Source organism: Glaciecola sp. SC05, from assembly GCF_041380235.1.
GTDB lineage: Bacteria > Pseudomonadota > Gammaproteobacteria > Enterobacterales > Alteromonadaceae > Glaciecola.
This window is the reverse complement of record NZ_JBGIYY010000025.1, coordinates 31,599-58,560: the sequence shown is the minus strand read 5'-3', so window position 1 is coordinate 58,560 and position 26,962 is coordinate 31,599. Positions and strand designations below refer to the sequence as shown.

Sequence of the window (26,962 nt, the reverse complement as noted above, 5' to 3'; positions counted from 1 at the left end):
GCGCTACCAAGCTGCGCCACTCACCGACATCGTAACGATTTAAAACTTCGAAAAGCCTATCGCTACGGGGGGCGCATATTACCGAGTTGGTACAATATCGTCAAACACTTTTTCATCTAATGTCCTGCTTTTTTTACGCTTGCGCAAAAAGCCGTCAACGCGATGCTCAAATTCATAGTGTTTTTGATGTGCTCAGTGAAATTGTGCTCAGCTTCAGATACAATCGCGCCATCATCTCATAAACATTATTGATACATGCGCGCACAATTAATCGACGGCAAAAAAATTGCCAAACACGTTAGACAAGTCGTTGCCTCTCACGTCGAGACCTTAGCTGAAGCTGACAAACGCCTGCCTGGTTTAGCGGTAGTGCTAGTCGGCAGTAACCCAGCGTCGCAGGTTTATGTTGCCAACAAAACCAAAGCATGCGAAGAAGTAGGGTTTGTCTCCAAAGAATACAAGTTGCCTCCCACGACAGAGCAACAAACCCTGCTTGATCTCGTCGACGAACTTAATGCCGACGATGAAATAGATGGAATACTGGTGCAATTGCCCTTGCCCGCTGGGCTGCATTCCGATGAAGTGCTCGAGCGCATTCACCCAAGTAAAGATGTTGATGGCTTTCATCCATATAATATCGGCCGTCTAGCTCAACGTATGCCGGCTTTGCGTCCATGCACACCCAAAGGCATTATGACCATGATTGAGTCGACCAAGCGACCCATTAAAGGCCTACATGCAGTTATCGTAGGTGCATCGAACATTGTTGGTCGTCCAATGGGACTCGAACTATTGTTGGCCGGATGCACGGTCACCACCTGCCATAAATTCACACAAGATTTGGCTTCACACGTAAAACGTGCTGATTTGTTAGTCGTAGCGGTAGGCAAACCCCACTTTATTCCCGGTGACTGGATTAAACCCGGCGCAATAGTGATTGATGTGGGTATTAATCGGCTTGATGACGGAAGCCTAACAGGCGACGTGGAATACGAGATTGCCAAAGAACGCGCGGGCTGGATCACGCCAGTGCCTGGAGGGGTTGGCCCGATGACCGTTGCCAGCCTGATTGAAAATACCCTCGAGGCCTATGTTAAATATCACAGCAAACGGAAAACAAGCTAAGTTATGAATATAGATCCGGTACATACCGATATTGAACCCATTCTAGCGGCGACTCAAAGGTGGTTAGATGAGGTGATTATTAAAGAGCAGTTTTGCCCTTTTGCCAAACCCGTTCGCGACAATAAGCAAATTCACTTTTCAGTCCAGCAGCAATCAGATATTGCAAGCTTGCTGCGTCAAGTCGTCACCGAATGTGAGGATTTACTCAGAAATGACAAAATCGAAACCAGTCTGCTGATATATACTGACGCCTTTGGCGATTTCAACGATTACCTCGATTTTTTGGAAATGGCAAACGAATTAATCGAAAATGCGGGATTTGAAGGAATTTTACAATTAGCGAGTTTTCATCCTGACTATTTGTTTGATGGCGCACCGGCAAACTGTCCTAGCCATTACACTAACCGATCACCGCTGCCCATGCTGCATATTTTAAGAGAGGACAGTATCAGCGATGCCTTAGATAACTTTTCTCAACCCGAAAACATCCCGCTGCGCAACATTGCCCACGCAAAAACCTTAGGGGAAGCATTTTTCAAAGCATATTTACCAACAACTCGCAAATAATAGTTGCTTGCGACAAGCGACGCACTATATGCGCCGCTTCATTAGCCTCGCTCCAATAAACAGCAACACCGTCAACACGATCGGGGCGATGATGATGTTTATCAATTTAAGTTGATTACCCAAGGCGTTAATGTCCTTTTGCAACTGGAACTGCACGTCTCTGAGTGCGCTGCGGGTTTCAATCCGCTTGGCTATAAAAGCATCAATCGTTTGCTGTTGTTCAGCGCTTACTGAAATAGCATCAGCCTGCTGGCTCTGTAGCTGGGCCAGCTGGGCTTCAGTTTGTTGTAATTGTTCTTGTAGACGGCTCTCTTGTTCTCTAAATTTTGCCTCGGCAGTTACTGCTATCTCAGCTACTCGTTCAAACGGTCGAGAAAAAGCAGCGCGTCCTCGTAGGCCAATAAGCGCTTGTGCGCCTCCGTAGTTTTCGACTAAATTTATGATCAAATCGCCATTATTGGCGAAGGGTGAGTACATAGCTTGGCCAAAGAAGTTGCTCTGCTGCACCCAAAACCTATCGGTTAAAAAGTCTACGTCGCCGATAACCACTATATTAAGATTTTCTGTCCGCGCCAAGAATCCCTCTTTGGTTTCAGGATCATCAAGCTTAAAGAAAGATGTGGCACTTCCAGTTAAGCGCGCCGCTAGAACTTTACGCGTATTGTCACTCTCAAAGCCATTCGCGAGCAGTTTAGGCTCTGGTATTGCGGCATACTCAGCGGTACCAATTAGTGACGAGTTTGATGAACTCTGCAATAAGGCCTCTAATGTAAGCCCGCTGTCATTGGCCAAAGAGATATTGGCAAACGACGCACCATTCACTGTATTCAGATCCGCTGTCGAGACGTCATCTAAATTAATCTCTGCACTTCCTAAGCCTAAAAATCCAAAGTGTCGAACAGCCCCACCATCTGCGCTGCGAACTTCAAGGCCGGCTTGACTGTCTAGCACCACTTCGTTTATTCCGACGTTTACAGAGTAAGCATTCAGAAGTGTAACATCCGAGCTATTTGCACCCACCGACCCCATCATTGCCATAACATCTGATTCAAAATGCGGGTCTACAAGAAAAATAGCTTTGCCATTTTGCATCAAATATTGATCAATGGCATAGAGCATTTGTCGTCCAAGCCCTTGAGGGTGGGCCACCATTAAAACATCGGTGTTCTCAGGAATGCCATCGTCACTATTGGCAACTAAAGTAACGTTTAGCAACTCACTTAACTGTTGATATACAACGAAAGGCTGGGTAACTTCGCCTGTTAGTGGGTTTTGCTCACCCATCATAGCAATGTCAGTCACAATACTCAGATTTATTGGCTCAGGCTTACTTAACTGGTAAATCAAACGCGATATGTCATATTCTAAAAACGCGGCTTTGCTGGGGTCAAAAAAGCCAATTATCATCGCATCGCCATTTGCATTTGTGCCCGCTAGCCCAAAATACACACTATCCTGAGCCGGACCAACTGCAGCTGCAGTCAAACCAAAGCCGGCTGCTTTGTCTTCTTGCACAGAAAATGGCTGTGGGTCGATAATATTAAGGTTGATGTTTTGTCCAGCCAATTCACTGTACTTTTTCAATAGACTCTCAACCTGCGCAGCGTAATTTCGCAGTGCCGGCATGCTTTTACTGGTGGTATCAGAGAAAAAATAATTTAGCTCTACGGGGGTTTCTAACTCACTCAAAATGCTTTCAGTACCCGGTGTTACCGAATATATTTTGTCTTCTGTTAAATCCACGCCATAGCCACGCAAAAGGCTATTTGAAGCCAGCGTGACCGCAAAAAACAGCACCAGTAAAAGGACTAACACACTAATTGTGGATACGGTTTTATTCATCACTAGCTCGCCTTTTTATGGTCAATAATGACTTGGTTTGCAAATAGCCAAATAACAATTGTTGCGACAAAGAACACAACATCGTTGGCGTTTATTACTCCCTTAGCAATATCTTGAAATTGCCCCAAGAAACTCAGACTAGCAACGGTATCTACTACCCAGTTCGGAGCCCAATCGGAAAGCAGATTCAGAACAATTGGTGAACCTGTGAGTACAAAGAAAAAACACAGCACAATGGCCAGAATAAACGCCACCACTTGATTTTTTGTAAGTGCTGACATGCACATGCTCACCGCTAAAAAAGCTCCCGACATTAACCAACTGCCAATGTAAGAGGCAAAGATTACGCCATTGTCAGGATCACCCAGATAATTTACCGTAATCCACAGAGGTGCGGTCAACAATAGGCAAACAGCCAATACCAACCAAGCCGCTAAAAATTTACCAACAACTATACGAAAGGTAGAAAGCGGTAAGGTCATTAATAGCTCAATAGTGCCGCTTTTTCGCTCTTCTGACCAAGTGCGCATGGCAATGGCCGGTACTAAAAACAAATACAGCCAAGGATGGAAATTGAAAAAAGGCAGCAAATCCGCCTCTCCCCGCTCATACAAATTGCCGAACATAAACGTGAATACGCCCGACATACTTAAAAATATTGCAATAAATATATAGCCCACCGGCGTCACAAAAAAACTAGCGAACTCTCGTTTGCTTACGATCCATATAGCATTCATATTGTGCCCTCGCGCGACTGCGTCACTTCTCTGAATACATCATCAAAGCTCCCTTTCACCTGATAGAAGCTTTCTACCGGCAATTGATTTTCATAAATAAACGCACTCACGGGCTCTACAATCGAAGTGCCTGCATCAGCAAATAAGGTAATTTGACTGTTTTGCCGGTCGTAATGTAAATCTGCGACACCCTCTAGTTCGAGCAATCCGGAGATATCAGCAAGCCCGCGCATTTGCATGCTCACAGCATTGTGATGCTTAGACTTCAAAAGCAGCTCTTGCGGTGTGCCGTCAAAACGCATTTCACCTTCAGCGATGATCATCACTCGATTGCAAAGTGCGCTGACCTCTTCAAGAATATGCGTGGAGATAATCACAATTTTATCTTCGGCCAAATCTTTTATCAGCTTACGAACTTGATGTTTCTGATTTGGATCGAGTCCGTCGGTAGGTTCATCCAGTATAAGAATTTTAGGATCGTGGATCATCGCCTGTGCAATGCCAACCCGCCGTTTAAAGCCTTTAGAAAGAGTATCAATCGTTTTATTTAGCACATTCTTTAAAGCCACTTTTTCAGCCACATCCAGAATCGCTTGCTTACGTTGTTTGCTTGGGATCCCTCGCGCTTGGGCAATGAAGGTTAAAAACTGATAGACCGTCATTTCTGTATAAGCCGGCGCACCCTCTGGCAGATATCCAATGTCTTTTCTGATACTTAGTGGGGCATCTAAAATATCTTTGCCGTTAATCTGCACACTGCCACTTGTGATCGATAGGAACCCCATGAGCATTTTCATGGTGGTCGATTTACCCGCGCCATTTGGCCCCAGAAAGCCAACTACTTCTCCTGCATTTACCTCAAACGAAAGATCGTCGACAACGGTGCTGTCTCCAAATACCTTTGTCAGATTGTTTACACAAATCATAAGATTTCCTTGTACTTATGTTTTCTATTTGTCTATGGTTATTCATCGCCTTGCTAATACCAAGAAGTAAGCTCTTTTTACATAAATTTCAACTCGTAAAACAGCATTTTTAATAAAAGGTAAACAATAACTTTTGACTGATAACATTCTGCCCATAGGGCATATTCTAACACCCTATACGCAAAAATTTGGGATTCCAAGGCAAGGCGCTGGACTGAGCATTGCTAAGGGTACCATTGTTTTTGATGAACATATCAGGGCAATTGATGCTTGTGAAGGAATAATGCAGTTTTCACACTTGTGGATTATATTTAAATTCCATCAAAATACAGACAAAGGCTGGTCCTCTAAAGTGCGCCCACCTAGGTTAGGCGGCAATGCAAAAACTGGGGTGTTTGCTACTCGTTCTAGCTTTCGACCTAATGGAATCGGTATGTCGGTGGTTAAACTGCTCAATTTCAAAAACAATACCTTAGAAGTAGAAGGTGTTGATATGCTATCCGGCACACCGATTATCGACATTAAACCCTATGTTGGCTATGCAGACAGCATTGAGAATGCGCAAAGCGGATATGCAGCGCAATCTCCAGAGAACACTCTGACAGTTCAATATGAACCGTCAGTGTTAAACCATTTATCAATATATCAAAAATTATATGCGGACTTACGCGAGCTCATTGAAGCTAGCTTAACAGCCGATCCTCGCCCCGCCTATAAAAGCAAAAAAGATGATGAAAAACAATATCATATCCGCCTTTATGACATCGAAATTAGATTTACAGTAAAGCACAATTACGTATTGGTTCAGTCAATCCATCGAATAAAGTTCTAACAATTCAAGTAAAAGTCGTTAATTAGCTTTAGTCGTAGCGGTTGCGCTGATAGAATTTAGCGATATTCGTATCACAATAATAAGAAGACTATGCGCACTACTGATTATTTGCTTGCCACCCAAAAAGAATCCCCTGCTGAAGCTGAGGTTATCAGTCACAAGCTAATGTTGAGAGCCGGACTCGTCAGAAAACTAGCATCTGGCCTATACACCTGGTTACCAACGGGTCTTAGAGTCCTCAATAAAGTAGCGGCAATTGTGCGCGATGAAATGAACAAAGCCGGTGCGATAGAAATCAGCATGCCGGTAGTACAGCCTGCTGACTTATGGCAAGAATCTAAGCGATGGGAGGCATACGGCCCGGAGTTGCTCAGAATCAAAGACCGTCATGAGCGGGATTTTGTGCTGGGTCCTACCCATGAGGAAGTCGTCACCGCACTGGTCAAGAACGAAGTCAGCAGCTATAAACAACTGCCCCTTAACCTATACCAAATACAAACCAAGTTTCGCGATGAAGTCCGACCCCGTTTTGGCATTATGCGCTCTCGCGAATTTATTATGAAAGACGCCTACTCTTTCCATTTAGGCGAGGAGTCTCTCGAACAGACCTATCAAAGGATGCATCAAGCTTATTGCAATATATTTGAGCGCATTGGCCTAGAATTTCGCCCCGTAATTGCTGACAGTGGCTCTATCGGCGGCGCAGTCTCCCACGAATTTCATGTATTAGCAGATTCTGGCGAAGACGATATCGCATTCAGTGATACCTCTGACTATGCCGCAAACATTGAGCTTGCCGAGGCGGTATGCCTAGATACCCGTGCAAGCGCATCTGCTGATATCAGCAAAGTGGCAACGCCTGAGGCAAGCAGCATTAGCGACGTTGCGGCCATGCTATCTGTGGCCGCTACTCAATGTATAAAAACCTTAATAGTAGATGCGGATGAAAGTTGCGACCATCCGTTTGTCGCCATTGTGCTGCGTGGCGACCACCAGCTCAATGAAATAAAAGCAGAAAAACATCCCTTAGTTGCTTCACCGCTCACATTTGCCGATGAAGCTAAAGTAAGTGCTCATTTATCTTGCAAGTTTGGCTCAATTGGTCCAGTTGCCTTGCCTCTGCCAGTTTTAGTCGACCGCAGTGCGGCTGCATGTTCTGACTTTGTGTGCGGTGCCAATGAAGACGGTTTCCATTACATCGGCGTAAACTGGGAGCGTGATGTTGCTGATTTTGAAATTGTTGACGCTAGGAACGTAGTTGCCGGAGATGCATCACCAGATGGCAAAGGTACATTGCAAATTCGTAAAGGCATCGAAGTTGGGCATATATTTCAATTAGGAGATAAATATTCTAAAGCGATGAATTGCGGCGTGTTAACCGAATCGGGCAAGCATGAAGTATTAAAAATGGGATGTTACGGAATCGGTGTAACTCGCATAGTTGCAGCTGCTATAGAGCAAAATCACGACCAGCATGGAATTAAATGGCCACCGGCAATCGCACCATTTCAGGTTGCTATTATTCCTATGAATATGCATAAATCTCACAGAATTATGGAAACGGCACTAAAATTGTATGCAGACTTCCTAGCCGAGAACGTTGAAGTATTATTTGACGATCGTAAAGAGCGGCCGGGAGTTATGTTTAACGATATGGAACTGATTGGTATTCCTCACAGCATTGTGATTGGAGAGCGCAATTTAGACAACCAACAAGTTGAATATAAAAACCGATTGACCGGAGAGAAGACACTTATCAATATCGATGAGGTGATTGCTTTCGTAACTAATCAGTGAGGTAGTGGGTGCTAGTGACTTTTTATGGTGTGCGGGGTTCAATTCCGACGCCAGGCCCTGAGTACAATAAATATGGCGGCAATACGGCATGCGTGCACGTTGAGCTTGCAGACGGCACCGACGTTATACTGGATGCAGGCACAGGTATTCGCCTGCTTGGCAAAAAACTGGCAGCAAAGAAAACGCCTATTTATCTGCTACTAAGTCATAATCATTGGGACCACATTCAAGGTTTCCCTTTTTTTATCCCTATTTATCAGCCGGGTCGCGACATTATTATTACACCGGGTATGACCAAACTCGAACAACCAGAGGCTGTTATTAAACAGATGTCTGGCTCTTATTTTCCGGTCAGCAAGGAGGTTTTGGCCTCCAATATTCTAATCAAGCGCCTACCCTATGACGTTACTGAATGGAAACTCGGTGAAGCGACAATAAAACGTCACCCTATGAACCATCCTGGAGGCGGAAGCTGTTACACTATCGTTGAAGGTAACAGCAAACTAGCCTACATTACAGACAATGAGCTATACCCTCCATACAAAAAAGACACTGACTTTTTAGAATTTGTCGATTTTGCAAAAAATGCCGACCTGCTCATTCACGATGCACAGTATGTGGTCAAGGATATGCCTGCTAAACTCGGATGGGGGCACTCCGTTGCCGAAGAAGCTGTTAAGCTAGCATTAGCAAGTTTTGCAAAGAAATTGGCACTATATAGTCATGACCCTGAGCGAACTGATGCCGATATTGATGAAATCGTAGAGCACGCTAGTGAGATTTTTGAAATTGGTGGAGCCGATGCAACTTGCTTTGGCGCATATGAAGGTCTGCAAATCACTATTTAGAATAATAAAATAAGGAAAGGACATGTTGAAAATATGGCTAATCGGGTCGCTACTGCTTAGCGTCTTTACCCTATCCGCTCCCGCAATAGCAACACAGGAAGAACCGGAAAAAGAACTCACCATTCTGCAAAAAATTGAAGAGACCGTTGAACAGAACATCGATACTGCACCAGAAAGCAAGTCGATGTTAGACGAAAAAGCAAAAGCTGATTCGCTCACCAACCAAAATCCATTCGCGATTACTCAACATCGATTTAACTACCTAATGCCTATAAGCTACGTAACTTCAGCCAACACTATAACCGTAGATGGTTTGAATAACGCAAATGTAGATAGGTACGAAGCGAAATTTCAAATAAGCGTACAGTTGCCGCTTTACATAGAAGCGTCCAACAACACGGGCGTTTTTTTTGGCTTTACGAGCGTATCGTTTTGGCAAGTATATAACTCTGAGGCTTCAAAACCATTTCGTGAAACAAACTACGAGCCTGAAGTATTTTATGAGTGGAAGCCAAACTGGGATGTATTTGGGTTCCGTTTTAATGGCGCGCAAATTGGTTTGAATCACATGTCCAATGGACAAGATGGTTTGAAATCACGCAGTTGGAATCGTGTGGTAGCTACCGCCCTTTTTAGCTCAGAGGACTCTGCCTACTATTTAAAAACCTGGTATCGCTTACCCGAAGATGAAAAAATCGACGCATTGGACCCAACCGGCGACGACAATCCTGATATCTTAGATTTTTATGGCCGCGTAGAGTTGGGTTTTGCTTATAAGTTTGGCGACGTCGACCTATTTGCTCGAATCCGAAACAACCTATCATTTGATGATAATCGAAGTGGAATAGAGCTTAACTTCACCTACCCTATTAACGACCGTTATGACGTTTTACTCCAGTATTTCAACGGCTATGGTGATTCTTTAATTGATTACGACCGTCATCTTCAGCGGGTGAGTTTAGGCGTTATGTTGCGCTTTATTTAGCGTTTTTTTTGATTCGCTTCGAGCGCGTTTTGTATGCGCTCTTGCATAAGCGGATGGGATTGTAAAATACTGTCCATCTGGCTTTGTTCACCAATTTTTTCAGCTAATTTAGTCATTGCATCTGCAAAAGCCTGATTAGACAAGCCTACTTGCTCAAGGTGGGACAACGCAAAGTTATCTGCCTCCCATTCTAAGTCTTGGGTGAACTGATTTTGCAAGATGGTATTGCTTACCCCTCCAAAAAACTCTAAAAGACTACTAACATCACCAAAAAAATAGCTTAACGCAACAGTAGCAACTAAAGTTTCAGCAATTAAACGCATAGAATGCTGATACTCTACATGGCCTATCTCATGCAGCAAAACTGAGGTCAGCAATGCCCTATCGCTCTCAAAAAGTTCTACTAGTTGGTCAGTAAACACGATAGTGCCGTCAGGCAAAGCAAATGCGTTAGCTCCTAGCCGACTAGAGTCTCTAAATAGGATATTAAATTGCTTATCGGTACTCGGCATCTGCGCCAACACCGTTTGCCAATAGTCCATCAATGCCTGTTGCTCAGCTTGGTCAATTTTCGAGGGGTCCAGAACGGTTCGCTCCAAGGTTTTCAGAGTTTGCTGAGATGCAACTGAAACTGCTGCATCAGGCACTGCATCTGCGAAAATAATGGCTGCATAGGGGATCGCATATTTAAACAGGCCGTACAACAGTAGGGGCACCAATAAAACGCTTGTTAAAATTAACCATGATGAGCGCTCAAGCTTGTCAATTGAGGCACCACTGCTGCCAGCAAGCCAAACATCCAGCTCTGTGCATGCGGCAATGCTTAGCAAACCTGCATTGGGCAAGCTTAACTCTCGCGGAATGTCGCCTAATTTCGGATTGATATGACAGTCTTTTAGGTCTTGCAATATATCGAGGTTTTCAGACTCATTAACTAGCCGAAGCTCGCCGGCTTCATGCAGATGCACTTCAACCTCGATACATTTTGAACCGCCCTGAGGGTAGAACTGCCCCTGACGCTTAAACATAGCGGTATTATCCAATGGCAACATCTACATCAAACACGCTTGACACCTCATCGCCTATGGCGTTTGCCGACTCTTCAGCGCTGGCGATCACCTCTTCATAACCAGGTAACACTTCGACAGTTGTGGCTCTCGCAAAAAATCGGGCCGAACGAACTTTTATCCACGGCATCCCAAAACCTAAGGTACACACTAACAAAGCTAGGTTAGTTAGACGCAAATAAATCAAACCCATGACGCTTACCTTAGAATCAAATCTTGCTACATTCCTAATTTGAGTGTTAGTAAATATGTGATTTCGGATCAGTGCTTTGTAAAAACTCGAAGAAATTGCAAGTGCAATCATATATAGCAACAACATGCCTATGATAAAAAATTGTGAAATGGGTTTTGCATCATCAGCAGATGAGAAAGCAGCAGCGCCGGCTCCAATAGAAACACCAAAAAGAAGAGCGATAACCACACCTGCAATTACCCCTGCTGCAATGGTTGCCAAAAAGTATTCACCGGTGGATAAATCTGTCTCAAATTCGGCATCCCCGTAGGTCATATTCTCATAGATAAATTCATCAATCTTTTTGAATAATAAGGGATACAAAATACCGAAAGTAATAAGGGCCAATAAGGTATACAACACGAATACGACAAATGCTCTGCCATAGCGAACCGTAAAACCAAAACGCACGTTTCTGTAGCCGGTCATGCGCATCCGAAAGCGGATACTCATACAAACCAACATAGGTGTAAGGGCAAACAGCAAAAGCAAAAGTAAGCCAGAAAGCAAAGGACTCAGCACGCTCAAAACATAGTAACTAGCGAATAGCAAAACGCCTATCGCTCGTCCTATCAAAATTTGTTTTGGGGTGGCCAGATATGACATTCTGTGCCCGTCTATTTCAACATTCGAGTATAAATAACGGTTGTTGCGGACGGTTGCCCATGCGGAATAGATACCCAATGTTGCGATAGTGAGCAGTAAGTTTACGATCCAGATATTGAAAAACTCTCGACCATTGCCTAAAAACCGAACGGGTACGCTTCTCAAGGCCTTTGCAGGTGGTGCATTTTCGCTAGCATTTTGCTGTGCAGCGCTGTGGGTGTCGAACTGGGCAATGCACTGTTCGATGATTGCTAAACGCTCAGGAAAGGCTTCTTTATCGATAGTCGATTTAGCTTCGAGTAACTCTGCTAGAGAATAATGTTTATAATCGGGGATTGATTCATCCATGTTTGACATACAACTTCCTTTTTTGGGGGCTTTTTATCCAACTAGTAAATGATCACAGACTACACTGTACACATTTGCCTAAAAGCAAGAAAGTACACCAAAAAACAGCAGTTTCATAGGGAAAATTCTGGGTAGTCTAAGGCAGAGTGTAAGCCTCGATACACACCCTGGAAGTGCATCCCCGAATTTGCCTATTCCCACTCAATCGTGGCCGGAGGTTTGCCAGAAATATCGTAAACCACGCGCGAAATTCCATTTACTTCATTGATGATACGGTTAGATACCTTGCCCAAAAACTCATAGGGTAGATGCGCCCACCGCGCCGTCATAAAATCAATAGTTTCGACCGCTCTGAGAGATACCACCCAATCGTATTTACGCATGTCACCCATCACACCAACCGACCGAACAGGTAAAAATACGGTAAACGCTTGGCTCACTTCATGATAAAGCCCTGCCTTGTGGAGTTCTTCAATAAAAATTGCGTCGGCTTTTCGAAGCAAATCACAATATTCTTTTTTAATTTCGCCAAGCACTCGCACGCCGAGACCGGGCCCCGGGAAGGGATGACGATAAAGCATGTCATAAGGCAAACCGAGCTCTAGGCCAATTTTTCGGACTTCATCTTTAAACAATTCGCGCAAAGGCTCTACTAAGCCCATTTCCATATCGTCAGGCAAGCCCCCAACGTTGTGATGAGATTTGATCACATGAGCCTTACCCGTAGCCGAACCCGCCGACTCGATTACGTCGGGATATATCGTGCCCTGCGCCAGCCATTTTGCGTTGCTTAGCTTTTTCGCTTCTTCGTCAAACACATAGACAAATTGATTGCCGATAATTTTACGTTTCTTTTCAGGGTCTTGCTCGCCTTTAAGCGCGTCTAGAAAACGCTGTTCGGCTTCAATTTTAATAATGTTCAGGCCAAAATGGTCACCAAACATGTCCATTACCTGCTGACCTTCGTTTAAGCGTAATAATCCATTATCGACAAATACGCAGGTGAGCTGCTTGCCAATGGCTTGATGCAGTAACATGGCGGTTACCGATGAATCAACGCCGCCTGAGAGGCCGAGGATAACTTCATCGTCACCGACTTGTTCTTTAATACGCGCTATGGCATCTTCAATTATCGCTCCGGCCGTCCATAGTTTTTCGCAAGCACAGATCTGCATCGCAAAATGCTCTAGTACGCGCATGCCTTGTTTTGTATGCGTCACTTCTGGGTGAAACTGCACGCCATAAAACTTTTTCTGCGGATTTACCATGGCGGCATGTGGACAGCTAGGCGTTTGTGCAATCGTCTTAAACCCTGGTGGAATGGCGCTCACTTTATCACCGTGGCTCATCCATACATCTAGCAATGCATTGCCATTAGCGCCGATTTCATCTTCAATTTTTTCAAATAACTGAGTGGCTTCTAGCAGCTCGACCTGCGCATAGCCAAACTCACGGACATCTGAGCCCTGAACACTGCCGCCTAACTGGTGCGCCATAGTTTGCATGCCGTAGCAAATGCCGAGTACCGGCACTCCTGCACTAAAGACATACTGCGGGGCTCGGGGTGAGTTAGCCTCTGGCACCGATTCTGGACCGCCTGAGAGAATAATACCGTCTGGCGCAAAATTACGAATTTGCTGCTCGTTTACATCCCATGCCCAAAGTTCACAATAAACACCGATTTCGCGAATACGACGAGCGATCAACTGGGTGTACTGTGAACCGAAATCTAAAATTAAAATTTTCTGGCTATGGATATTGGCCGACATGTGTTTATTCCTGAAATATAAAAGAGGTCAATGTGATGCCCACAATGACCTCTTTGCTAAAGATGATATTTTATCCTAAACGGTAGTTAGGCGCTTCTTTGGTAATGCTCACATCATGGACGTGTGACTCGCCCATTCCAGCAGCAGTGACCTTCACAAATTTTGGCTTGGTACGCATTTCTTCTATGGTAGCGCAGCCTGTTAAACCCATTGCAGAACGCAAACCGCCAAGCTGCTGATGAATGATATTTGCGATAGGGCCTTTATATGCCACACGGCCTTCAATACCTTCCGGTACTAATTTTTCAGCGCTGTTGCTATCTTGAAAGTAGCGGTCAGACGAACCATGACTCTGATTCATCGCGCCTAAAGAACCCATTCCGCGATAGGACTTGTAATACCGGCCTTGATACAGCTCAACTTCGCCGGGCGCTTCCTCTGTGCCTGCAAGCATACTGCCCACCATAACTGAACTGGCTCCTGCGGCAAGTGCTTTTGCGATGTCGCCCGAAAAACGAATGCCGCCATCAGCAATGACCGGAACACCTAACTCATCAACGGCAGATACTGCATCAGAAATAGCAGTAATTTGCGGCACGCCGCATCCGGTGACAATACGCGTGGTACAAATAGAGCCCGGACCGATGCCCACTTTGACGGCATCAACGCCAGCATCTGCTAAGGCTCTCGCACCTTCAGCTGTTGCCACATTACCGGCAATTAGCTGTAAGTCAGGATATTGCAGTCTAACCGATTTCACGCGGTCAATGACGCCCTGAGAGTGGCCGTGGGAGGTATCAATCAGCAACACGTCCACCCCAGCCTCAACTAGTAAACGAATACGTTCGTCGGTTCCCTCGCCTACGCTTACCGCCGCACCCACACGCAAACGCCCTTGCGAATCTTTGCATGCATTCGGTTTACTTTTTGCTTTTTGGAAGTCTTTTACAGTGATCAGGCCGGTCAATCTAAACGCCTCATCAACCACCAGTATTTTTTCGATGCGATATTCGTGCATCAGCTCCATCACTTGATCGGGACTTGCGTCGGCGGTGACGGTAACGAGCTTTTCTTTTGGTGTCATAACTTTACTAATGGGCTCAACCAAACGATTTTCGAAGCGTAAATCCCGTCCGGTAACCAAACCAATTAGGTTGTTGTCTTCATCGACTACCGGGAATCCGCTGTAGCCTAGCTTTTTACTCAAGGCAATAGTATCGCCGATTGTGGCGTCTTGCTTGACAGTGACAGGGTCTTGCACGACACCGCTTTCATATTTTTTCACGCGCAGGACATGTTCAGCCTGCGCTTGGGCGGTCATATTCTTATGGATAAAACCAATTCCACCTTCTTGGGCAAGCGCAATGGCAAGGGGTGCTTCGGTCACCGTATCCATAGCAGCAGACATCAAAGGCATATTTAGGGTTATACCCTTGGTTAATTTAGTAGAAAGATTGGCCATATGAGGGAGGACATTTGAGTGTCCGGGCACTAGAAGTACGTCGTCGAAGGTGAGTGCTTCTTTTTCGATGCGCAGCATGCAATTTTACCTGTTTAAGTAGGGGCTTAATTGCGGCGTAATTGTAGTGTTTTTTTGTATCTGGGTAAACTACAATCAACAAATTGAGTCAATAAATTTAGGTGCCTATGTTTGCCACTCCAAGCCAAGTCAGTATTTTAACCGTCAGTAAGCTTAATCGCTTTGCTAAACGTGTGCTTGAAAGCGAAATTGGCCTTGTATGGGTAAGTGGAGAAATCAGTAATTTTGTGGCGGCAAGCTCTGGGCACTGGTATTTCACTCTAAAAGATAGCCAAGCGCAGGTAAAAACAGCAATGTTTAAAGGCGCTAATCAGCGCGCAGGCTTTCGCCCCAAAGCTGGTGACAAGGTAGTTGTGCGCGCCAACATCAGTTTGTATGAGCCTCGTGGTGATTACCAGCTCATTGCTCAACACATTGAGCCTGAGGGCGTAGGCCAGTTAAAGCAAGCCTACGAAATGCTAAAAGCTAGCTTGCAAGAGCAGGGACTGTTTGACCAATCACATAAACAAGCGATTCCGGCTCAAGTCACCCGACTAGGAGTCGTCACCTCGCCTACCGGCGCAGCGGTTCATGATATTTTGCATGTACTGGCACGGCGAAACCCTGCAATAGAAGTCATCATATACCCGTCTTTGGTTCAGGGTGAGCAAGCGGCAGCATCTATCGTCAAACAAATAGAAATGGCAAATCAACGCAATGAAGTCGATGTGCTCATTGTTGGCAGAGGCGGCGGCTCACTAGAAGACTTATGGCCATTTAATGAAGAAGCCGTTGCTCGTGCTATATTTGCATCGAGACTGCCGATTGTCTCTGCGGTTGGTCATGAAGTAGATGTTACCATTGCTGATTTTGTCGCAGACGCACGCGCTCCGACCCCTAGCGCTGCTGCCGAAACCATTAGCCAAGACAGTCAAGTGCTGCTCCGCAACATTATGCAGTCACGCCAGCGCCTGCAGCAATCGTTTAAACAACAACTCAGGCATAATGCACAGCGTTTGGATATCGTGCAGGCGAACTTCAATGCTGCTAGCCCCTTAAGACAAATGGCGCAGCACCGCCAAGTCCTTAGCTCATTACAAACTAGACTTGCCAATAGCCACCCGAAAACCGCTATCGCACAACAGCAAAGTATCTGCAAACAACTGCAAGAGCGTCTACAAAGAGCCACCCACAATCAAATGAATGCACTTACAGGCCATTTAAAACAAAACACTCAAGCATTAAGCGCACTGTCTCCTAGCAAAGACATTCAGCAGCATCAAAAGAACACAGAGCAGCTCAAACAGCGACTTCGTAGCTGTCAACATGACCGAATAAAAGAGCGACAGGGTCGTTTGGCAGCCCTCTCTGGTGTGCTCAATTCAGTGAGTCCGCTAGCGACCTTGTCTCGCGGCTACAGTATCAGTTACCAAGACAAGCAGATTATTCGTAGCGTGAAACAGGTCAAAACACAACAGACATTAATCACTAAAATCGCCGACGGTGAGATTGTATCGACTGTCGAATCAACAAAAAGAAGTGCGCAATAGCTAAAATCAACGACGTAAAATTTTTTGCAAAATAACCATAAAAGCGCATTCACATGTCGATAAAAATCGCCAAAAAAACCACACTCGCGTCATTAATTTGACAGCCTAATTGCTAAGGCATTGATTTCCTAAATTTTGTTCCGATTGTTTGAAAGATGCTCAAATGCTAATCTAACACTAACTAAAACATATGAATTATTGCGGATGTTGTACACATGGTGTTTCCCAAATATAGTTTTAAAAGCGCGAAAGTGTGCGCGTCAATTACCCTTTTGTTTTCATGCTTCCTAACACAAGCAGAAACCTCAAACTCTTGGCCTGTGTTTGCCGCACAGCTTAGCGATGGCATATTGCAAATCTGTGAAACTCAGCATTGTGAACTCAATGTCTTAGACAGCCAGACCCTTGAAGCTATACTTAACCAACATCCCCTAAGTCTCGAGATATTTGAAGCCCTGACGCTCTCGGAATACGAACTGCTAGTGAGCAGTGCTGCTATATCTTCAAGCCCAGAAGCTGCAGATGCACATAGCAAAACCTTAGTACTTGAGATGACCACCAGTTGGCGCGGCATTCCAGTAGATGACTTCAATATCACCAGTGAATTTGAAGGCTCTGTTAACGAAGCGGCTGAACTACAAATTAATGCATGGGTAGATCGTGTGCAAAACGATGGCGTTTTTGAAGCCCAGCGCATTTATCAAAAAATTGGCGCCAGTGACTATCATCAGCATATGCAACTGCCTGAAAAAATTGGTGATTTTATATTTACCGAAACCGCCTTATATCACGATCCAATGCAGGGCAGTATTTCGCGCTACATCCATCCATTATTTGCCGACGCAGTGGTAGACGTGTCTGTTTATCCAGTCTCCCCATTTATTCACAAGACACAGGGTGCTGCGCCTTTAGAAAGCGAAATGGCAATTGAAAAGTCACATATTCAGCAGTTGATTTTGCAAGCTCAGTTGGACGACTACCAAATATCTGACATTCAAAGCACACAGTTTACATCCACGCTTGGCGAAATGAAGGGATTATCGATGGAAGTGGCTTTGCAAACCCGTGTCGACCCGATTTACAGTACTCAGTTTTTATTTACGAAAAATGATAAATTTATAAAAGTAACGGGGAACTTGCCAAAGACTATGATGCTGGCATTAGTGCAAGAATCGATTGGGCAAATTACTGTTCCGCAAGAATCTACCTTTATGCAGTCGATGCGGCAGCAATAGGTAACACTCGAATCCTCTCAACACAAAACAGCCCTTGGACTAATGTTACGCCAAGGGCGATATTGCGCAAAATACTTGCATATCATCCATACTAGGCTAGATGAACATACAGTTAGCAAGTGACTTCTGAACATCTGTTGCCAGCTTTGCTGCAATCTCCACTTTGATAGGCTCATCTCTACCCGACATCCAAATGCTGAGTTCACAGTCAGTGTCAAACCGCCCCGCCGTTTGCACATTGAATGTAGTAATAGACTTGTACGGAACGCTAAGATAGTCGATTTTTTTGCCAGTAAGCCCTTGTTTGTCGATAAAAATTAATCGTTTGTTGGTAAATACGTATAGATCTCTTACCATCTTGTAAGCTTGTATTACATTCTCATTGTCGGCCAGTACCGGCGACAGTTCTTCGGCAACTTCATTTACATCAACCTCACTGGCATTGCCCAGTATTGCGTCAAATAAACCCATATTCACTCCTTTTGATAGTACTTTTGAAATTGTCAGCTAATGGCAATTCCGGTTGATTTCTTAGTACTTAAGTTATGTCAGATTGATTGGAGTATTGCAAATCTAAAAAGCAATTGATAAGCAGGGTTATCATAATCCTTGGGTTCCTAGAGTAATTTTTCAGGGCTGCTGCTTATACTCATGTTGATCAAAGCGCAAACTTCTTATTTTTCATTTATGAAAAATGACAATCATTGTTGATTTAAACGTTCATTTTCAAGCATAAAAGTTATATCATCTCGCGCGTAAAACCTTTAAATTTTAATAATTTAAGAAAAAAATATCACGGCGCTTTAACTGTTAACGAATAATAATATCGTTGATAATATAAATATTTGACGCTATACATCACGCGATTCTTTGCACTACCATTGTGCCAACACCTAAAATAAAGCAATATTTAAACGCTAAACTAAACACAAACAAGAGTAACTAACATTATATGAAAGTTTTGACCGTTTTTGGCACTCGCCCTGAAGCAATTAAGATGGCGCCTCTTGTTCATGCCCTTAAGGCAGATGTGCGCTTTGATTCTAAGGTTTGTGTCACTGCTCAACACAGAGAAATGTTAGACCAAGTTTTAGATTTATTTGAAATTAAACCCGATTTCGACCTAAATTTAATGAAAGCCGGTCAATCATTAGAAGACCTTACTGTTGGCATCTTATTGAAATTGAAACCAATATTGTCCGAGTTTAAACCTGATATGGTATTAGTGCATGGTGATACTGCAACTACTTTTGGCGCCTCACTTGCTGCCTATTATCAGCAGATAACAGTGGGTCATATAGAGGCAGGTCTGCGGACAAACAATATTTATTCACCTTGGCCTGAAGAAGGCAACAGAAAATTGACAGCAGCATTGACCAAATATCACTTTGCTCCTACTGAGACTTCAAAAGAAAACTTGCTGATTGAAAATTATTCTGCAAATGACATTATAGTCACAGGTAATACCGTAATCGATGCCTTGTTACTGATAAAAAACAAAATAGACAATAACGAAGCATTGAGAAAGAGCTTAAGGGCCAAATTTACAATGCTCGATGAAGCAAAGAGGCTTATTTTAGTAACTGGACATCGTCGTGAAAGTTTTGGTAGAGGCTTCGAGGATATATGTTGCGCTTTAGCGAAAGTTGCAGAGCGCTATCCAAATGCACAGATCTTATATCCGATGCATTTGAATCCAAATGTAAGAGAGCCCGTCAATCGAATATTGAACAATATCAGTAACGTATTTTTGATAGAACCTCAAGAGTACTTGCCCTTTGTGTACTTGATGACGCAAGCATATATTATTTTGACCGACTCGGGAGGTATCCAAGAAGAAGCCCCCTCTCTTGGCAAACCTGTATTGGTAATGAGAAACTCAACCGAGAGGCCCGAAGCAATAGCAGCTGGGACAGTAAAGTTAGTAGGTACCGATGTTAAATCCATTACGGATAATATATCTGAGTTGATGGATAATGAGCAAATTTATAAACAGATGAGCATTGCGCATAATCCATATGGCGACGGCTTGGCTTGTAAAAGAATTTTAGACGCCTTAGCTAGTTCTAGCTCGGATGTTTGACCATTAAATTTATTGGAAATAGCCCATGTCATTTAAACAAAAAAAAACCTTAGGTCAGAAAATAAGTTGGTGGTTTAACACGCGAATTGCAGGTTATTGGCGAATTAAAGTCGCCGGCGCTGTAGAGAGAAAAATCTCAGCTTCCCCAGACACAATTACCTTTAATCAAGACGCTAGCGAAATGCAGGCGCCTAGCAAAGACGGTATTACCGTCATACTCACAGCTTATAAACGCTCGGAATATCTCGAACAACAAATAGAAGCGCTTCGCGCACAAACTATCCCGCCAAAAGAGATCTGGGTATGGTCAAATCGCAGCGATACTGAATTGCGCGACGTATCTAAATTGGCAGACCGGGTCATCGCTTCAAATAGTAACTTTCTTTTTTGGGGGCGTTTCGCACTTGCAAGTTTAGTTCGCACTAAATATGTCGCCTTCTTTGATGATGATATCTTGCCGCAGCCTCGCTGGTTTGAAAATTGCCTACAAACAATAGAGTCTGGACATGATGGTATTTTGGGTGGCTCTGGAGTTCTGTTGCCTGTTGAAGGAGGCTATTCAAGTAAACATAAAGCAGGCTGGAACGGCAATCTTTTTGATACGCCTGTGCAAGTCGACCTAGTCGGTCATTCATGGTTTATGAAAAAAGAATACGTTAACTATATGTGGCGAGAAGAGCCCGTGTCATGGGACAACGGTGAAGATATTCACCTAAGCTATATGGCATTAAAATATGGCGGCATCAAAACTATAGTGCCACCTCACCCTCAAAACGACCAGAGCCTGTGGAGCTGCCGACCAGATTTTGGGAAGGTAGTCGGACGCCTGAATGTAGCAACTTACAAAACTAAGAACCATAAAAATACGAGAAGCGAAGTCGTAGACCATCATGTTAAAGATGGTTGGAAAGTAGTTAAAAAGCTCCAGAGTTAAAAAAACAGCTTGAATAGGACAAAAGGTGCTGAATGCCATTGCACCTCACAATTTTTCAATTTCTTTGATTTCTATCGCGGATATAGAGCTAAGACGTTCACGGTGGTAAAATTTCACCTGATACAAAAAGAAGGCATTAGGTGGAGTATTTTTCAACACAAAAACCAAACGAACTGTGATAAAGTTCGTAGCACGTTCTGAAAATTGCGCGCTTTCATGTTACCAACAAAAACATATCCTTATTCAAAGTTTAATAAGTTTCTCACACAGGTTTTTCGCCTCGTTATTAAACACATCATGCCGGCGTCTTTTTATCGAAGACCATTGCCAGATGTGGCCACACGCCAAGCGAAAACCGGCCATTTGACCCTAGAGATTGTGAGCCACTGCTGGCAGTATTCTCATATGCTAGTGTATCAACTGAGCTCCTTTGTTAACTACCCACCAAAAGATTTAAGCCTAACGGTCACGGTGTTCTATTCCCCTGAGGACGTTGGCACGCAAAAGACCTTAGATATGTTTGGTAAATTACAGGTTGAGAATGTTATTTGGAACTGGCAGCCAATGGAGAAACCAAAGCTTGTTAGGCGTGCTATTGGTCGGAACATGTCAGCATTGGCGACAAAAGCAGATTGGATTTGGTTTACTGATTGCGACATTATTTTTCACGAGAACTGCCTCGACTCACTAGCAAGTCAGTTGCAAGGCAAAACCGATACACTTTATTTTCCGAAAGAAATCCAAGTTACCGACATTTTAGAAGAAAATGACCCACTGCTACAGGCAAAGGAAGAGCCCCAGGTGATTGATGTGGACACCAATTCTTTTCAATCTTACGCGCGTCAAAAAGCAATTGGTCCTTATCAAATTGTGCATGGCGATGTGGCCAGAGCGATTGGCTATTGCGACGAAGTGCGAATTTTTCAAACAGAGTCTGACCGCTGGCGTAAAACATACGAAGATACGGCATTTAGATGGTTAGTGGGCAGCGACGGAGTGCCAATTGCGGTAGACGGCGTATTTCAAATACGTCATATCCAAAAAGGCCGCTACGATCAAAACAGCAAGATCACTGAGGTTCGTATTGCTACCCGCAAAGTACAAAAGAAAATAGCAGATTAATCGTCGCTATTTTTTTTGATGATACGAAAATAGACGCTTGCGCTGACGCTCTTGAGAGACCGTTAGTTTGGGTTTTTTACCCTCGAACGGATTGCTGCCTTCTCTAAATTCTATCTTTATCGGCGTGCCCATTATTTTGAGGGCTTTACGATAATAGTTAGTCAGATAGCGTTTGTATGAATCCGGTAAGTCTTTTACTTGATTGCCATGGATAACGATAACCGGTGGGTTGTAACCGCCAGCATGCGCATACTTCATTTTTACGCGTTTTCCGCGGATCAGAGGCGGCTGATGGTCATCTTGCGCCATTTCCATAATCTCGGTGAGCATCGAGGTATTAATACGCTTAGTAGCGCTGCCATAAGCTTCTTGCACTGACTCAAACAAATGCCCTACCCCGGTTCCATGCAGAGCGGAGATAAAGTGCAATCGCGCAAAGTCCACAAAGCCTAAGCGCCTATCGAGCTCTCGCTTAATTTCGTTTTTAACATCATTGTCTAAACCATCCCATTTATTCACCGCTAACACTAGCGAACGTCCTGAGTTCAAAATAAAGCCCAATAAACTTAAATCTTGGTCGGTCACTCCCTCTCGAGCATCAATGACTAAGAGTACAACGTTAGCTTCTTCGATTGCCTGAAGGGTTTTAACAATAGAAAACTTCTCAATAACTTCTGAAACTTTTCTGCGCTTACGGACTCCGGCAGTATCAATCAGTATATACTCGCGCTCATCTCTCTCCATTGGAATGAAAATACTGTCACGAGTGGTACCGGGTTGATCAAATACCACCACCCGCTCTTCGCCCAATATGCGATTGGTCAGTGTGGACTTACCCACATTAGGTTTGCCCACTATTGCCAGCTTAATCGGAAGCGCCTGGAGTCTTTCAAGCTTTGCTTGAGCGTCCTCTTCGTCTAACACTTCCTCTTGCTTAATTTCCATGTCCGGAAAGTCTGTTTCGAGGGGGCTAAGCACATCATTTAAAAGCTGTGCAATTCCTCGCCCCTGTGAGGCTGCTATTTGAAATAAGCTATCAAACCCAAGTGAGTAAAAATCGGCACTTTCACTGTCACCGTCAATGCCGTCAACTTTATTTGCGACTACATGAATAGACTTATCTTGTTTACGTAAGTGGTCGGCAATGCCGATGTCGGCAGGCGTGAGACCTGTGCGCGCGTCAACCATAAATAGCACTACATCAGCTTCATCTATGGCGAGCAGAGACTGCTGCGCCATCGCAGCGTCAATACCTTCCTCGTCGCCGGTAATACCGCCCGTATCTACCACAATAAACTGGCGTTCTTCATATTTAGCCTGACCGTATTTTCGGTCACGAGTTAGGCCTGGAAAATCAGCTACTAGTGCATCGCGGGTGTGAGTAAGGCGATTAAACAGTGTGGACTTGCCTACATTAGGCCGTCCTACAAGTGCAATTACCGGTAACATATACTTCCTCGGTTTTAGGGGAGATTGCCCCTTTAAAAGTGTAAAAACGCCAGTGGCAGTACCAATGGCGTTTTTCTATTTTAACGTAAAATAACTATTAGGGTGTAGATATTCGGTTAACTTCACCGTCTCTGGTTTGCACAACAAGTACGCTATCTTGATAAATAGGCGCAACATATATGCCCTCATCCTCGTCATCGTCACCCACTTCCATCCGCGATACATATTTGCCTTCATCTTGGGTAAACCAATGCAAGAAACCAAACTTATCACCGACAACGATGTGATCACCGACTGGGGTAGCTTCCGTCAGATTGCGTCTTCTCAGCTCGCCTGAAGACCATAATTCCACACCGTTTCTGCGGTCAATCGCATATACATTCGAACCATTGTCGGTAACGAATAGACGATTTCCAGCTATGCTAACATTGCGAAAAGACGCATATTCGCGGCTCCAGATAACTTGACCCGTGCGCAGCTCAACCGCAGACAAGGCGCCGCCATAACTTATCACAAACACCGTACCGCCAAACACAAGCGGTTTGCTGTCCACATCTACAATACGCTCAAGCTCTGTCGCACCTGATGCTTTTGCAATAACTTGTTCCCACGCTGTTAAACCGGACTCAATAATGCTTACTTGCAAACGCCCCGTCGCTAAACCGACGATAGCACCGCCGTTGGCTGCCGATGGCGCAGAGACTCCGCGCAAGGTCAAAGGTGGGACGTCTGATTCGTTCTGCCACTTTATCTCGCCAGTATTGGCGTCTAGTCCTAGCAATATGCCCGCAACAGTGTTCACAACCACTATCCCAGAATCAACAGCAGGCGCTGCAAGGACTTCGCTGGGCACTTTAGTACGCCATTCAATCGAGCCGTCTGCTTGGTTAATGGCGAGCACTTCGCCGTTTTCGGTACCAATAAACAAGCGCTCATACGACAAAGTAATACCGCCGGAGACTTTCGCAGAAACTCGTCCGGCAAACAAACCGTACAAGTTTCCGATATAGCTGCGAGTGCTGCGGGTGCTAATATCTAGCTTCCATATTTCTTTACCAGTATCGGGTGAAAGTGCAACGATAGTACCTTCTCGGTCGGCGGCAAAAATTTTACCATAACCAACCGCCGGCGAAAGTCTTGAAAAATAACCTTCAATGCCGTCGCCAACATCACGCTGCCACATCACTTGTGTTTCAAACGCCATATCAATCACTGGCAAGGTTCTTATTTCGATTTCTTCATCATCAGCAAACCAATTAGAAACTGTCGTACAGCCGCTTAACAGCAACACTAATCCAAGAATTTTTACACTATTATTCACTAGCACTGCTCATTGCCTGCGTTTTTGCATACGCGATATTATCAAGTTTCATTTTGATGTTAAGATCGTTCGGAAGTTCAATTAGCGCCAAACTGTAGGCATCCCTAGCCGCATCAAACGAACCCTGCGCATATAAAACATCACCCTTGAGTTCGTGTGCTTGATCAGAAAATGCAGGGGCTGTAATCGAATCTAATTGTGCAATTGCCGGCTCATATTCACCAAGTTGTAGGTGCACTTTCGCTAATCTTAATTTGGCTACATCAGCGATTTCGTTCTTGCCTTTGCTGGCAAGCGATAACTGCGCTTTTGCAGTTTCGAAATCTTCAGCCTCTACCGCTTGTTGCGCGACTATCAAAGATGCCAACGGCGCATAACCAGTATCGCTGTTTGCCTCAACATATTGACTTAAGCCTTGGATGTCGTCACTTTCAACAAACTGTTCAAGGGCGCTAGTGTACTCACGAGAAGCCGACTCTTTTGCAGATATTACGCTGTCGTTATATGCGCGCCATCCCCAAAGACCGCCTAAACCCAAAACAGCACCCAGTATTATCACGGTGCCGTTCTCTTTCCAAAATCGTTTAATGGCTTCAACTTGTTGTTCTTCGGTTTCAAAGCGTTCCATCGTATCCTCTATCTATCGCTTTCTTTGCGCAGTCGGTGACCACGCAGTATCAAAAATAGCCGCTTGGCTATACAAAGTGGCGCAAAGTATATCCTATTTGCTAGCGCCGATCCCGCTCAATCTTTACGATAATGAGCAATGTACTTAAATATCTTCTAACAATGCTAACAGTTGCTGCATACTTACCTGGGATTGAGGCATTTCATCGCGCAAATACTTTAGGCTATAAAGCTTATTTTCAATTTCAGCGTCACCTATAATTACCGCAAGTCTAGCCCCAGACGCATCTGCTTTTTTTAATTGTTTTTTCATATTGCCCCCACCACAATGAAGCACTAGCGCGAGCGCAGGCAGCGCATCACGTAAACGTTCGGCTACTTGCATGGCATGGGTTTGTGCTGCATCACCCAGTGCGGTGATATAGACATCAGCTTTAGGGGAAAATTCATCGCTGCTTTGAATGCTTTCTATCAACAATACTAAACGCTCTATGCCCATAGCAAAACCAACAGCAGGTGTTGGTTTGCCGCCCAGCTGAGCAACTAAATTATCATATCTGCCACCAGCACAAATAGTGCCTTGCGCTCCTAATAAATCAGTTACCCATTCAAACACCGTGCGATTGTAATAATCTAAGCCTCGCACTAGTGACGGATTTACCTGATATTCAATGCCCAGTGCATCTAACATTTCACACACTTGCTCAAAATGAAGCTGGGATTGAGTATCTAAATTATCGATTAAACGTGGCGCGTCTTTTAGGAGAGTTTGCGTATTTTGGTCCTTACTATCGAGCACTCGCAGTGGGTTGCTGTGCAATCTACGCTTGGAATCTTCGTCTAGTTGGCTCTCAACGCTTTGTAAAAACAGGACTAATTTTTCTTTGTAGGCAATTCGTGCCTCGTTACTGCCTAAGGAGTTAATTTGCAGGGTGACTTTGTCGGCGATACCAAATGCCTTCCATAAGCGCGCGCCCATCATAATCACCTCTACATCTATGTCTGGCCCTTCAAAACCGTAGGCTTCGGCTCCAAACTGATGAAATTGACGATAGCGTCCTTTTTGTGGACGTTCATGGCGAAACATTGGGCCCATATACCAAAGACGCTGCTGTTGATTGTAAAGCAGACCATGCTGATTACCGGCGCGGACACAGCAAGCCGTGCCTTCAGGACGAAGCGTTAAACTATCACCATTGCGGTCATCAAAACTGTACATCTCTTTTTCAACAATATCAGTGACTTCGCCAATAGAGCGTTTAAACAGCTCAGTACTTTCAACAACGGGAGTACGTATTTCGTGGTATTGATAACTGCCTACAAGCTGGCGAATATTTTGCTCAACATACTGCCACACCCCACTTTGTGATGGTAAACAGTCGTTCATTCCACGAATTGCTTGAATATTTTTAGCCACAGTTAACTCAAAATCGATGTTACA

23 protein-coding genes are annotated in these 26,962 nt (G+C 44.4%); 11 read left to right on the top strand and 12 right to left on the bottom strand.

Features of this window, described 5'->3' with window-relative positions; translation table 11 throughout:
• Positions 1-255 precede the first annotated feature (255 nt).
• A complete protein-coding gene (folD, locus tag AB9H30_RS18205) occupies positions 256-1,125 on the top strand; it encodes a bifunctional methylenetetrahydrofolate dehydrogenase/methenyltetrahydrofolate cyclohydrolase FolD (RefSeq protein ID WP_371196166.1) in 870 nt (289 codons plus the stop codon).
• A 3-nt stretch (positions 1,126-1,128) separates the two neighbouring features.
• Positions 1,129-1,692, top strand: coding sequence for a DUF1415 domain-containing protein (locus tag AB9H30_RS18200; protein ID WP_371196164.1), 564 nt, complete (start codon positions 1,129-1,131; stop codon positions 1,690-1,692).
• A gap of 24 nt (positions 1,693-1,716) precedes the next feature.
• Here AB9H30_RS18200 and AB9H30_RS18195 read toward each other — a convergent pair whose 3' ends face one another.
• Genes AB9H30_RS18195 through AB9H30_RS18185 form a run of 3 tightly spaced genes read right to left on the bottom strand, consistent with a single transcriptional unit; the run spans position 1,717 to position 5,197 of the window.
• A complete protein-coding gene (locus AB9H30_RS18195; protein WP_371196162.1) occupies positions 1,717-3,534 on the bottom strand; it encodes a GldG family protein in 1,818 nt (605 codons plus the stop codon).
• A 2-nt stretch (positions 3,535-3,536) separates the two neighbouring features.
• Positions 3,537-4,271 carry an ABC transporter permease subunit gene (locus AB9H30_RS18190; protein WP_371196160.1) on the bottom strand — a complete coding sequence of 245 codons (735 nt, stop codon included), beginning with the start codon at positions 4,269-4,271 and terminating at the stop codon, positions 3,537-3,539.
• Positions 4,268-5,197, bottom strand: coding sequence for an ABC transporter ATP-binding protein (locus AB9H30_RS18185; protein WP_371196159.1), 930 nt, complete (start codon positions 5,195-5,197; stop codon positions 4,268-4,270). Before AB9H30_RS18185 ends, AB9H30_RS18190 begins: the two co-directional genes overlap by 4 nt.
• Before the next feature lie 133 nt (positions 5,198-5,330).
• Here AB9H30_RS18185 and tsaA point away from each other — a divergent pair, with 133 nt between their 5' ends.
• The 4 genes from tsaA (at position 5,331) to AB9H30_RS18165 (ending at position 9,659) form a co-directional block, all read left to right on the top strand.
• Entirely contained in the window at positions 5,331-6,029 is a 699-nt protein-coding gene (tsaA, locus tag AB9H30_RS18180) for a tRNA (N6-threonylcarbamoyladenosine(37)-N6)-methyltransferase TrmO (protein ID WP_371196158.1), read from the top strand.
• Positions 6,030-6,119: 90 nt separating this feature from the next.
• Positions 6,120-7,826: a proline--tRNA ligase gene (locus tag AB9H30_RS18175; protein ID WP_371196157.1), complete on the top strand. Its 1,707-nt coding sequence runs from the start codon at positions 6,120-6,122 to the stop codon at positions 7,824-7,826.
• A gap of 8 nt (positions 7,827-7,834) precedes the next feature.
• On the top strand, positions 7,835-8,674 hold the full coding sequence (locus AB9H30_RS18170; RefSeq protein ID WP_371196155.1) for an MBL fold metallo-hydrolase: 840 nt from the start codon (positions 7,835-7,837) through the stop codon (positions 8,672-8,674).
• 22 nt (positions 8,675-8,696) lie between these two features.
• Positions 8,697-9,659 (top strand): phospholipase A, encoded by a 963-nt coding sequence (locus AB9H30_RS18165; RefSeq protein WP_371196154.1) that lies wholly within the window; start codon positions 8,697-8,699, stop codon positions 9,657-9,659.
• Here AB9H30_RS18165 and AB9H30_RS18160 read toward each other — a convergent pair.
• The 4 genes from AB9H30_RS18160 to guaB all read right to left on the bottom strand — a co-directional run bounded on the left by AB9H30_RS18160 (position 9,656) and on the right by guaB (position 15,221).
• Positions 9,656-10,687: a M48 family metallopeptidase gene (locus AB9H30_RS18160; RefSeq protein ID WP_371196153.1), complete on the bottom strand. Its 1,032-nt coding sequence runs from the start codon at positions 10,685-10,687 to the stop codon at positions 9,656-9,658. The genes AB9H30_RS18165 and AB9H30_RS18160 overlap by 4 nt on opposite strands.
• A 7-nt stretch (positions 10,688-10,694) precedes the next feature.
• The gene (locus tag AB9H30_RS18155) at positions 10,695-11,921 is read right to left on the bottom strand and encodes a YjgN family protein (protein ID WP_371196152.1); all 1,227 of its coding nucleotides are present in this window, start codon (positions 11,919-11,921) and stop codon (positions 10,695-10,697) included.
• A gap of 182 nt (positions 11,922-12,103) precedes the next feature.
• A complete protein-coding gene (gene guaA / locus AB9H30_RS18150; RefSeq protein WP_371196151.1) occupies positions 12,104-13,681 on the bottom strand; it encodes a glutamine-hydrolyzing GMP synthase in 1,578 nt (525 codons plus the stop codon).
• Positions 13,682-13,751: 70 nt separating this feature from the next.
• Entirely contained in the window at positions 13,752-15,221 is a 1,470-nt protein-coding gene (guaB, locus tag AB9H30_RS18145) for an IMP dehydrogenase (protein ID WP_371196150.1), read from the bottom strand.
• A gap of 107 nt (positions 15,222-15,328) precedes the next feature.
• Here guaB and xseA point away from each other — a divergent pair, with 107 nt between their 5' ends.
• Positions 15,329-16,750, top strand: a complete 1,422-nt coding sequence (gene xseA / locus AB9H30_RS18140) for an exodeoxyribonuclease VII large subunit (protein WP_371196149.1) — start codon at positions 15,329-15,331, stop codon at positions 16,748-16,750.
• Between the two features lie 215 nt (positions 16,751-16,965).
• Positions 16,966-17,985 carry a hypothetical protein gene (locus AB9H30_RS18135; protein WP_371196148.1) on the top strand — a complete coding sequence of 340 codons (1,020 nt, stop codon included), beginning with the start codon at positions 16,966-16,968 and terminating at the stop codon, positions 17,983-17,985.
• Positions 17,986-18,081: 96 nt separating this feature from the next.
• On the opposite strand, the gene AB9H30_RS18130 is transcribed toward AB9H30_RS18135, so the two are convergent.
• The gene (locus AB9H30_RS18130; RefSeq protein ID WP_371196147.1) at positions 18,082-18,456 is read right to left on the bottom strand and encodes a PH domain-containing protein; all 375 of its coding nucleotides are present in this window, start codon (positions 18,454-18,456) and stop codon (positions 18,082-18,084) included.
• Positions 18,457-18,937: 481 nt separating this feature from the next.
• On the opposite strand from AB9H30_RS18130, the gene wecB reads away from it, so the two are divergent.
• From wecB to AB9H30_RS18115, 3 genes are all read left to right on the top strand, one after another.
• Positions 18,938-20,068 carry a non-hydrolyzing UDP-N-acetylglucosamine 2-epimerase gene (wecB, locus tag AB9H30_RS18125; RefSeq protein ID WP_371196146.1) on the top strand — a complete coding sequence of 377 codons (1,131 nt, stop codon included), beginning with the start codon at positions 18,938-18,940 and terminating at the stop codon, positions 20,066-20,068.
• 25 nt (positions 20,069-20,093) lie between these two features.
• Positions 20,094-21,002, top strand: a complete 909-nt coding sequence (locus AB9H30_RS18120; RefSeq protein ID WP_371196145.1) for a glycosyltransferase family 2 protein — start codon at positions 20,094-20,096, stop codon at positions 21,000-21,002.
• Between the two features lie 297 nt (positions 21,003-21,299).
• Positions 21,300-22,124, top strand: coding sequence for a glycosyltransferase family 2 protein (locus AB9H30_RS18115; RefSeq protein ID WP_371196144.1), 825 nt, complete (start codon positions 21,300-21,302; stop codon positions 22,122-22,124).
• Between the two features lie 6 nt (positions 22,125-22,130).
• Here AB9H30_RS18115 and der read toward each other — a convergent pair whose 3' ends face one another.
• From der to hisS, 4 genes are all read right to left on the bottom strand, one after another.
• Positions 22,131-23,573, bottom strand: coding sequence for a ribosome biogenesis GTPase Der (gene der / locus AB9H30_RS18110; RefSeq protein ID WP_371196143.1), 1,443 nt, complete (start codon positions 23,571-23,573; stop codon positions 22,131-22,133).
• 97 nt (positions 23,574-23,670) lie between these two features.
• Positions 23,671-24,894, bottom strand: coding sequence for an outer membrane protein assembly factor BamB (bamB, locus tag AB9H30_RS18105; protein ID WP_371196142.1), 1,224 nt, complete (start codon positions 24,892-24,894; stop codon positions 23,671-23,673).
• Positions 24,887-25,522: a YfgM family protein gene (locus AB9H30_RS18100; RefSeq protein ID WP_371196141.1), complete on the bottom strand. Its 636-nt coding sequence runs from the start codon at positions 25,520-25,522 to the stop codon at positions 24,887-24,889. Before AB9H30_RS18100 ends, bamB begins: the two co-directional genes overlap by 8 nt.
• Positions 25,523-25,666: 144 nt before the next feature.
• Positions 25,667-26,938: a histidine--tRNA ligase gene (hisS, locus tag AB9H30_RS18095; protein WP_371196140.1), complete on the bottom strand. Its 1,272-nt coding sequence runs from the start codon at positions 26,936-26,938 to the stop codon at positions 25,667-25,669.
• Positions 26,939-26,962 lie beyond the last annotated feature (24 nt).

Coding starts and splice junctions, on each gene's coding strand:
- guaB (WP_371196150.1), bottom strand. CDS start 15,221: ATGCTGCGCATCGAAAAAGAAGCACTCACCTTCGACGACGTACTTCTA.
- AB9H30_RS18175 (WP_371196157.1), top strand. CDS start 6,120: ATGCGCACTACTGATTATTTGCTTGCCACCCAAAAAGAATCCCCTGCT.
- AB9H30_RS18190 (WP_371196160.1), bottom strand. CDS start 4,271: ATGAATGCTATATGGATCGTAAGCAAACGAGAGTTCGCTAGTTTTTTT.
- xseA (WP_371196149.1), top strand. CDS start 15,329: ATGTTTGCCACTCCAAGCCAAGTCAGTATTTTAACCGTCAGTAAGCTT.
- wecB (WP_371196146.1), top strand. CDS start 18,938: ATGAAAGTTTTGACCGTTTTTGGCACTCGCCCTGAAGCAATTAAGATG.
- der (WP_371196143.1), bottom strand. CDS start 23,573: ATGTTACCGGTAATTGCACTTGTAGGACGGCCTAATGTAGGCAAGTCC.
- AB9H30_RS18160 (WP_371196153.1), bottom strand. CDS start 10,687: ATGTTTAAGCGTCAGGGGCAGTTCTACCCTCAGGGCGGTTCAAAATGT.
- AB9H30_RS18200 (WP_371196164.1), top strand. CDS start 1,129: ATGAATATAGATCCGGTACATACCGATATTGAACCCATTCTAGCGGCG.
- guaA (WP_371196151.1), bottom strand. CDS start 13,681: ATGTCGGCCAATATCCATAGCCAGAAAATTTTAATTTTAGATTTCGGT.
- AB9H30_RS18185 (WP_371196159.1), bottom strand. CDS start 5,197: ATGATTTGTGTAAACAATCTGACAAAGGTATTTGGAGACAGCACCGTT.
- AB9H30_RS18195 (WP_371196162.1), bottom strand. CDS start 3,534: ATGAATAAAACCGTATCCACAATTAGTGTGTTAGTCCTTTTACTGGTG.
- AB9H30_RS18120 (WP_371196145.1), top strand. CDS start 20,094: ATGTCATTTAAACAAAAAAAAACCTTAGGTCAGAAAATAAGTTGGTGG.
- folD (WP_371196166.1), top strand. CDS start 256: ATGCGCGCACAATTAATCGACGGCAAAAAAATTGCCAAACACGTTAGA.
- AB9H30_RS18115 (WP_371196144.1), top strand. CDS start 21,300: ATGCCGGCGTCTTTTTATCGAAGACCATTGCCAGATGTGGCCACACGC.
- AB9H30_RS18155 (WP_371196152.1), bottom strand. CDS start 11,921: ATGTCAAACATGGATGAATCAATCCCCGATTATAAACATTATTCTCTA.
- AB9H30_RS18130 (WP_371196147.1), bottom strand. CDS start 18,456: ATGGGTTTATTTGACGCAATACTGGGCAATGCCAGTGAGGTTGATGTA.
- AB9H30_RS18135 (WP_371196148.1), top strand. CDS start 16,966: ATGGTGTTTCCCAAATATAGTTTTAAAAGCGCGAAAGTGTGCGCGTCA.
- AB9H30_RS18165 (WP_371196154.1), top strand. CDS start 8,697: ATGTTGAAAATATGGCTAATCGGGTCGCTACTGCTTAGCGTCTTTACC.
- AB9H30_RS18100 (WP_371196141.1), bottom strand. CDS start 25,522: ATGGAACGCTTTGAAACCGAAGAACAACAAGTTGAAGCCATTAAACGA.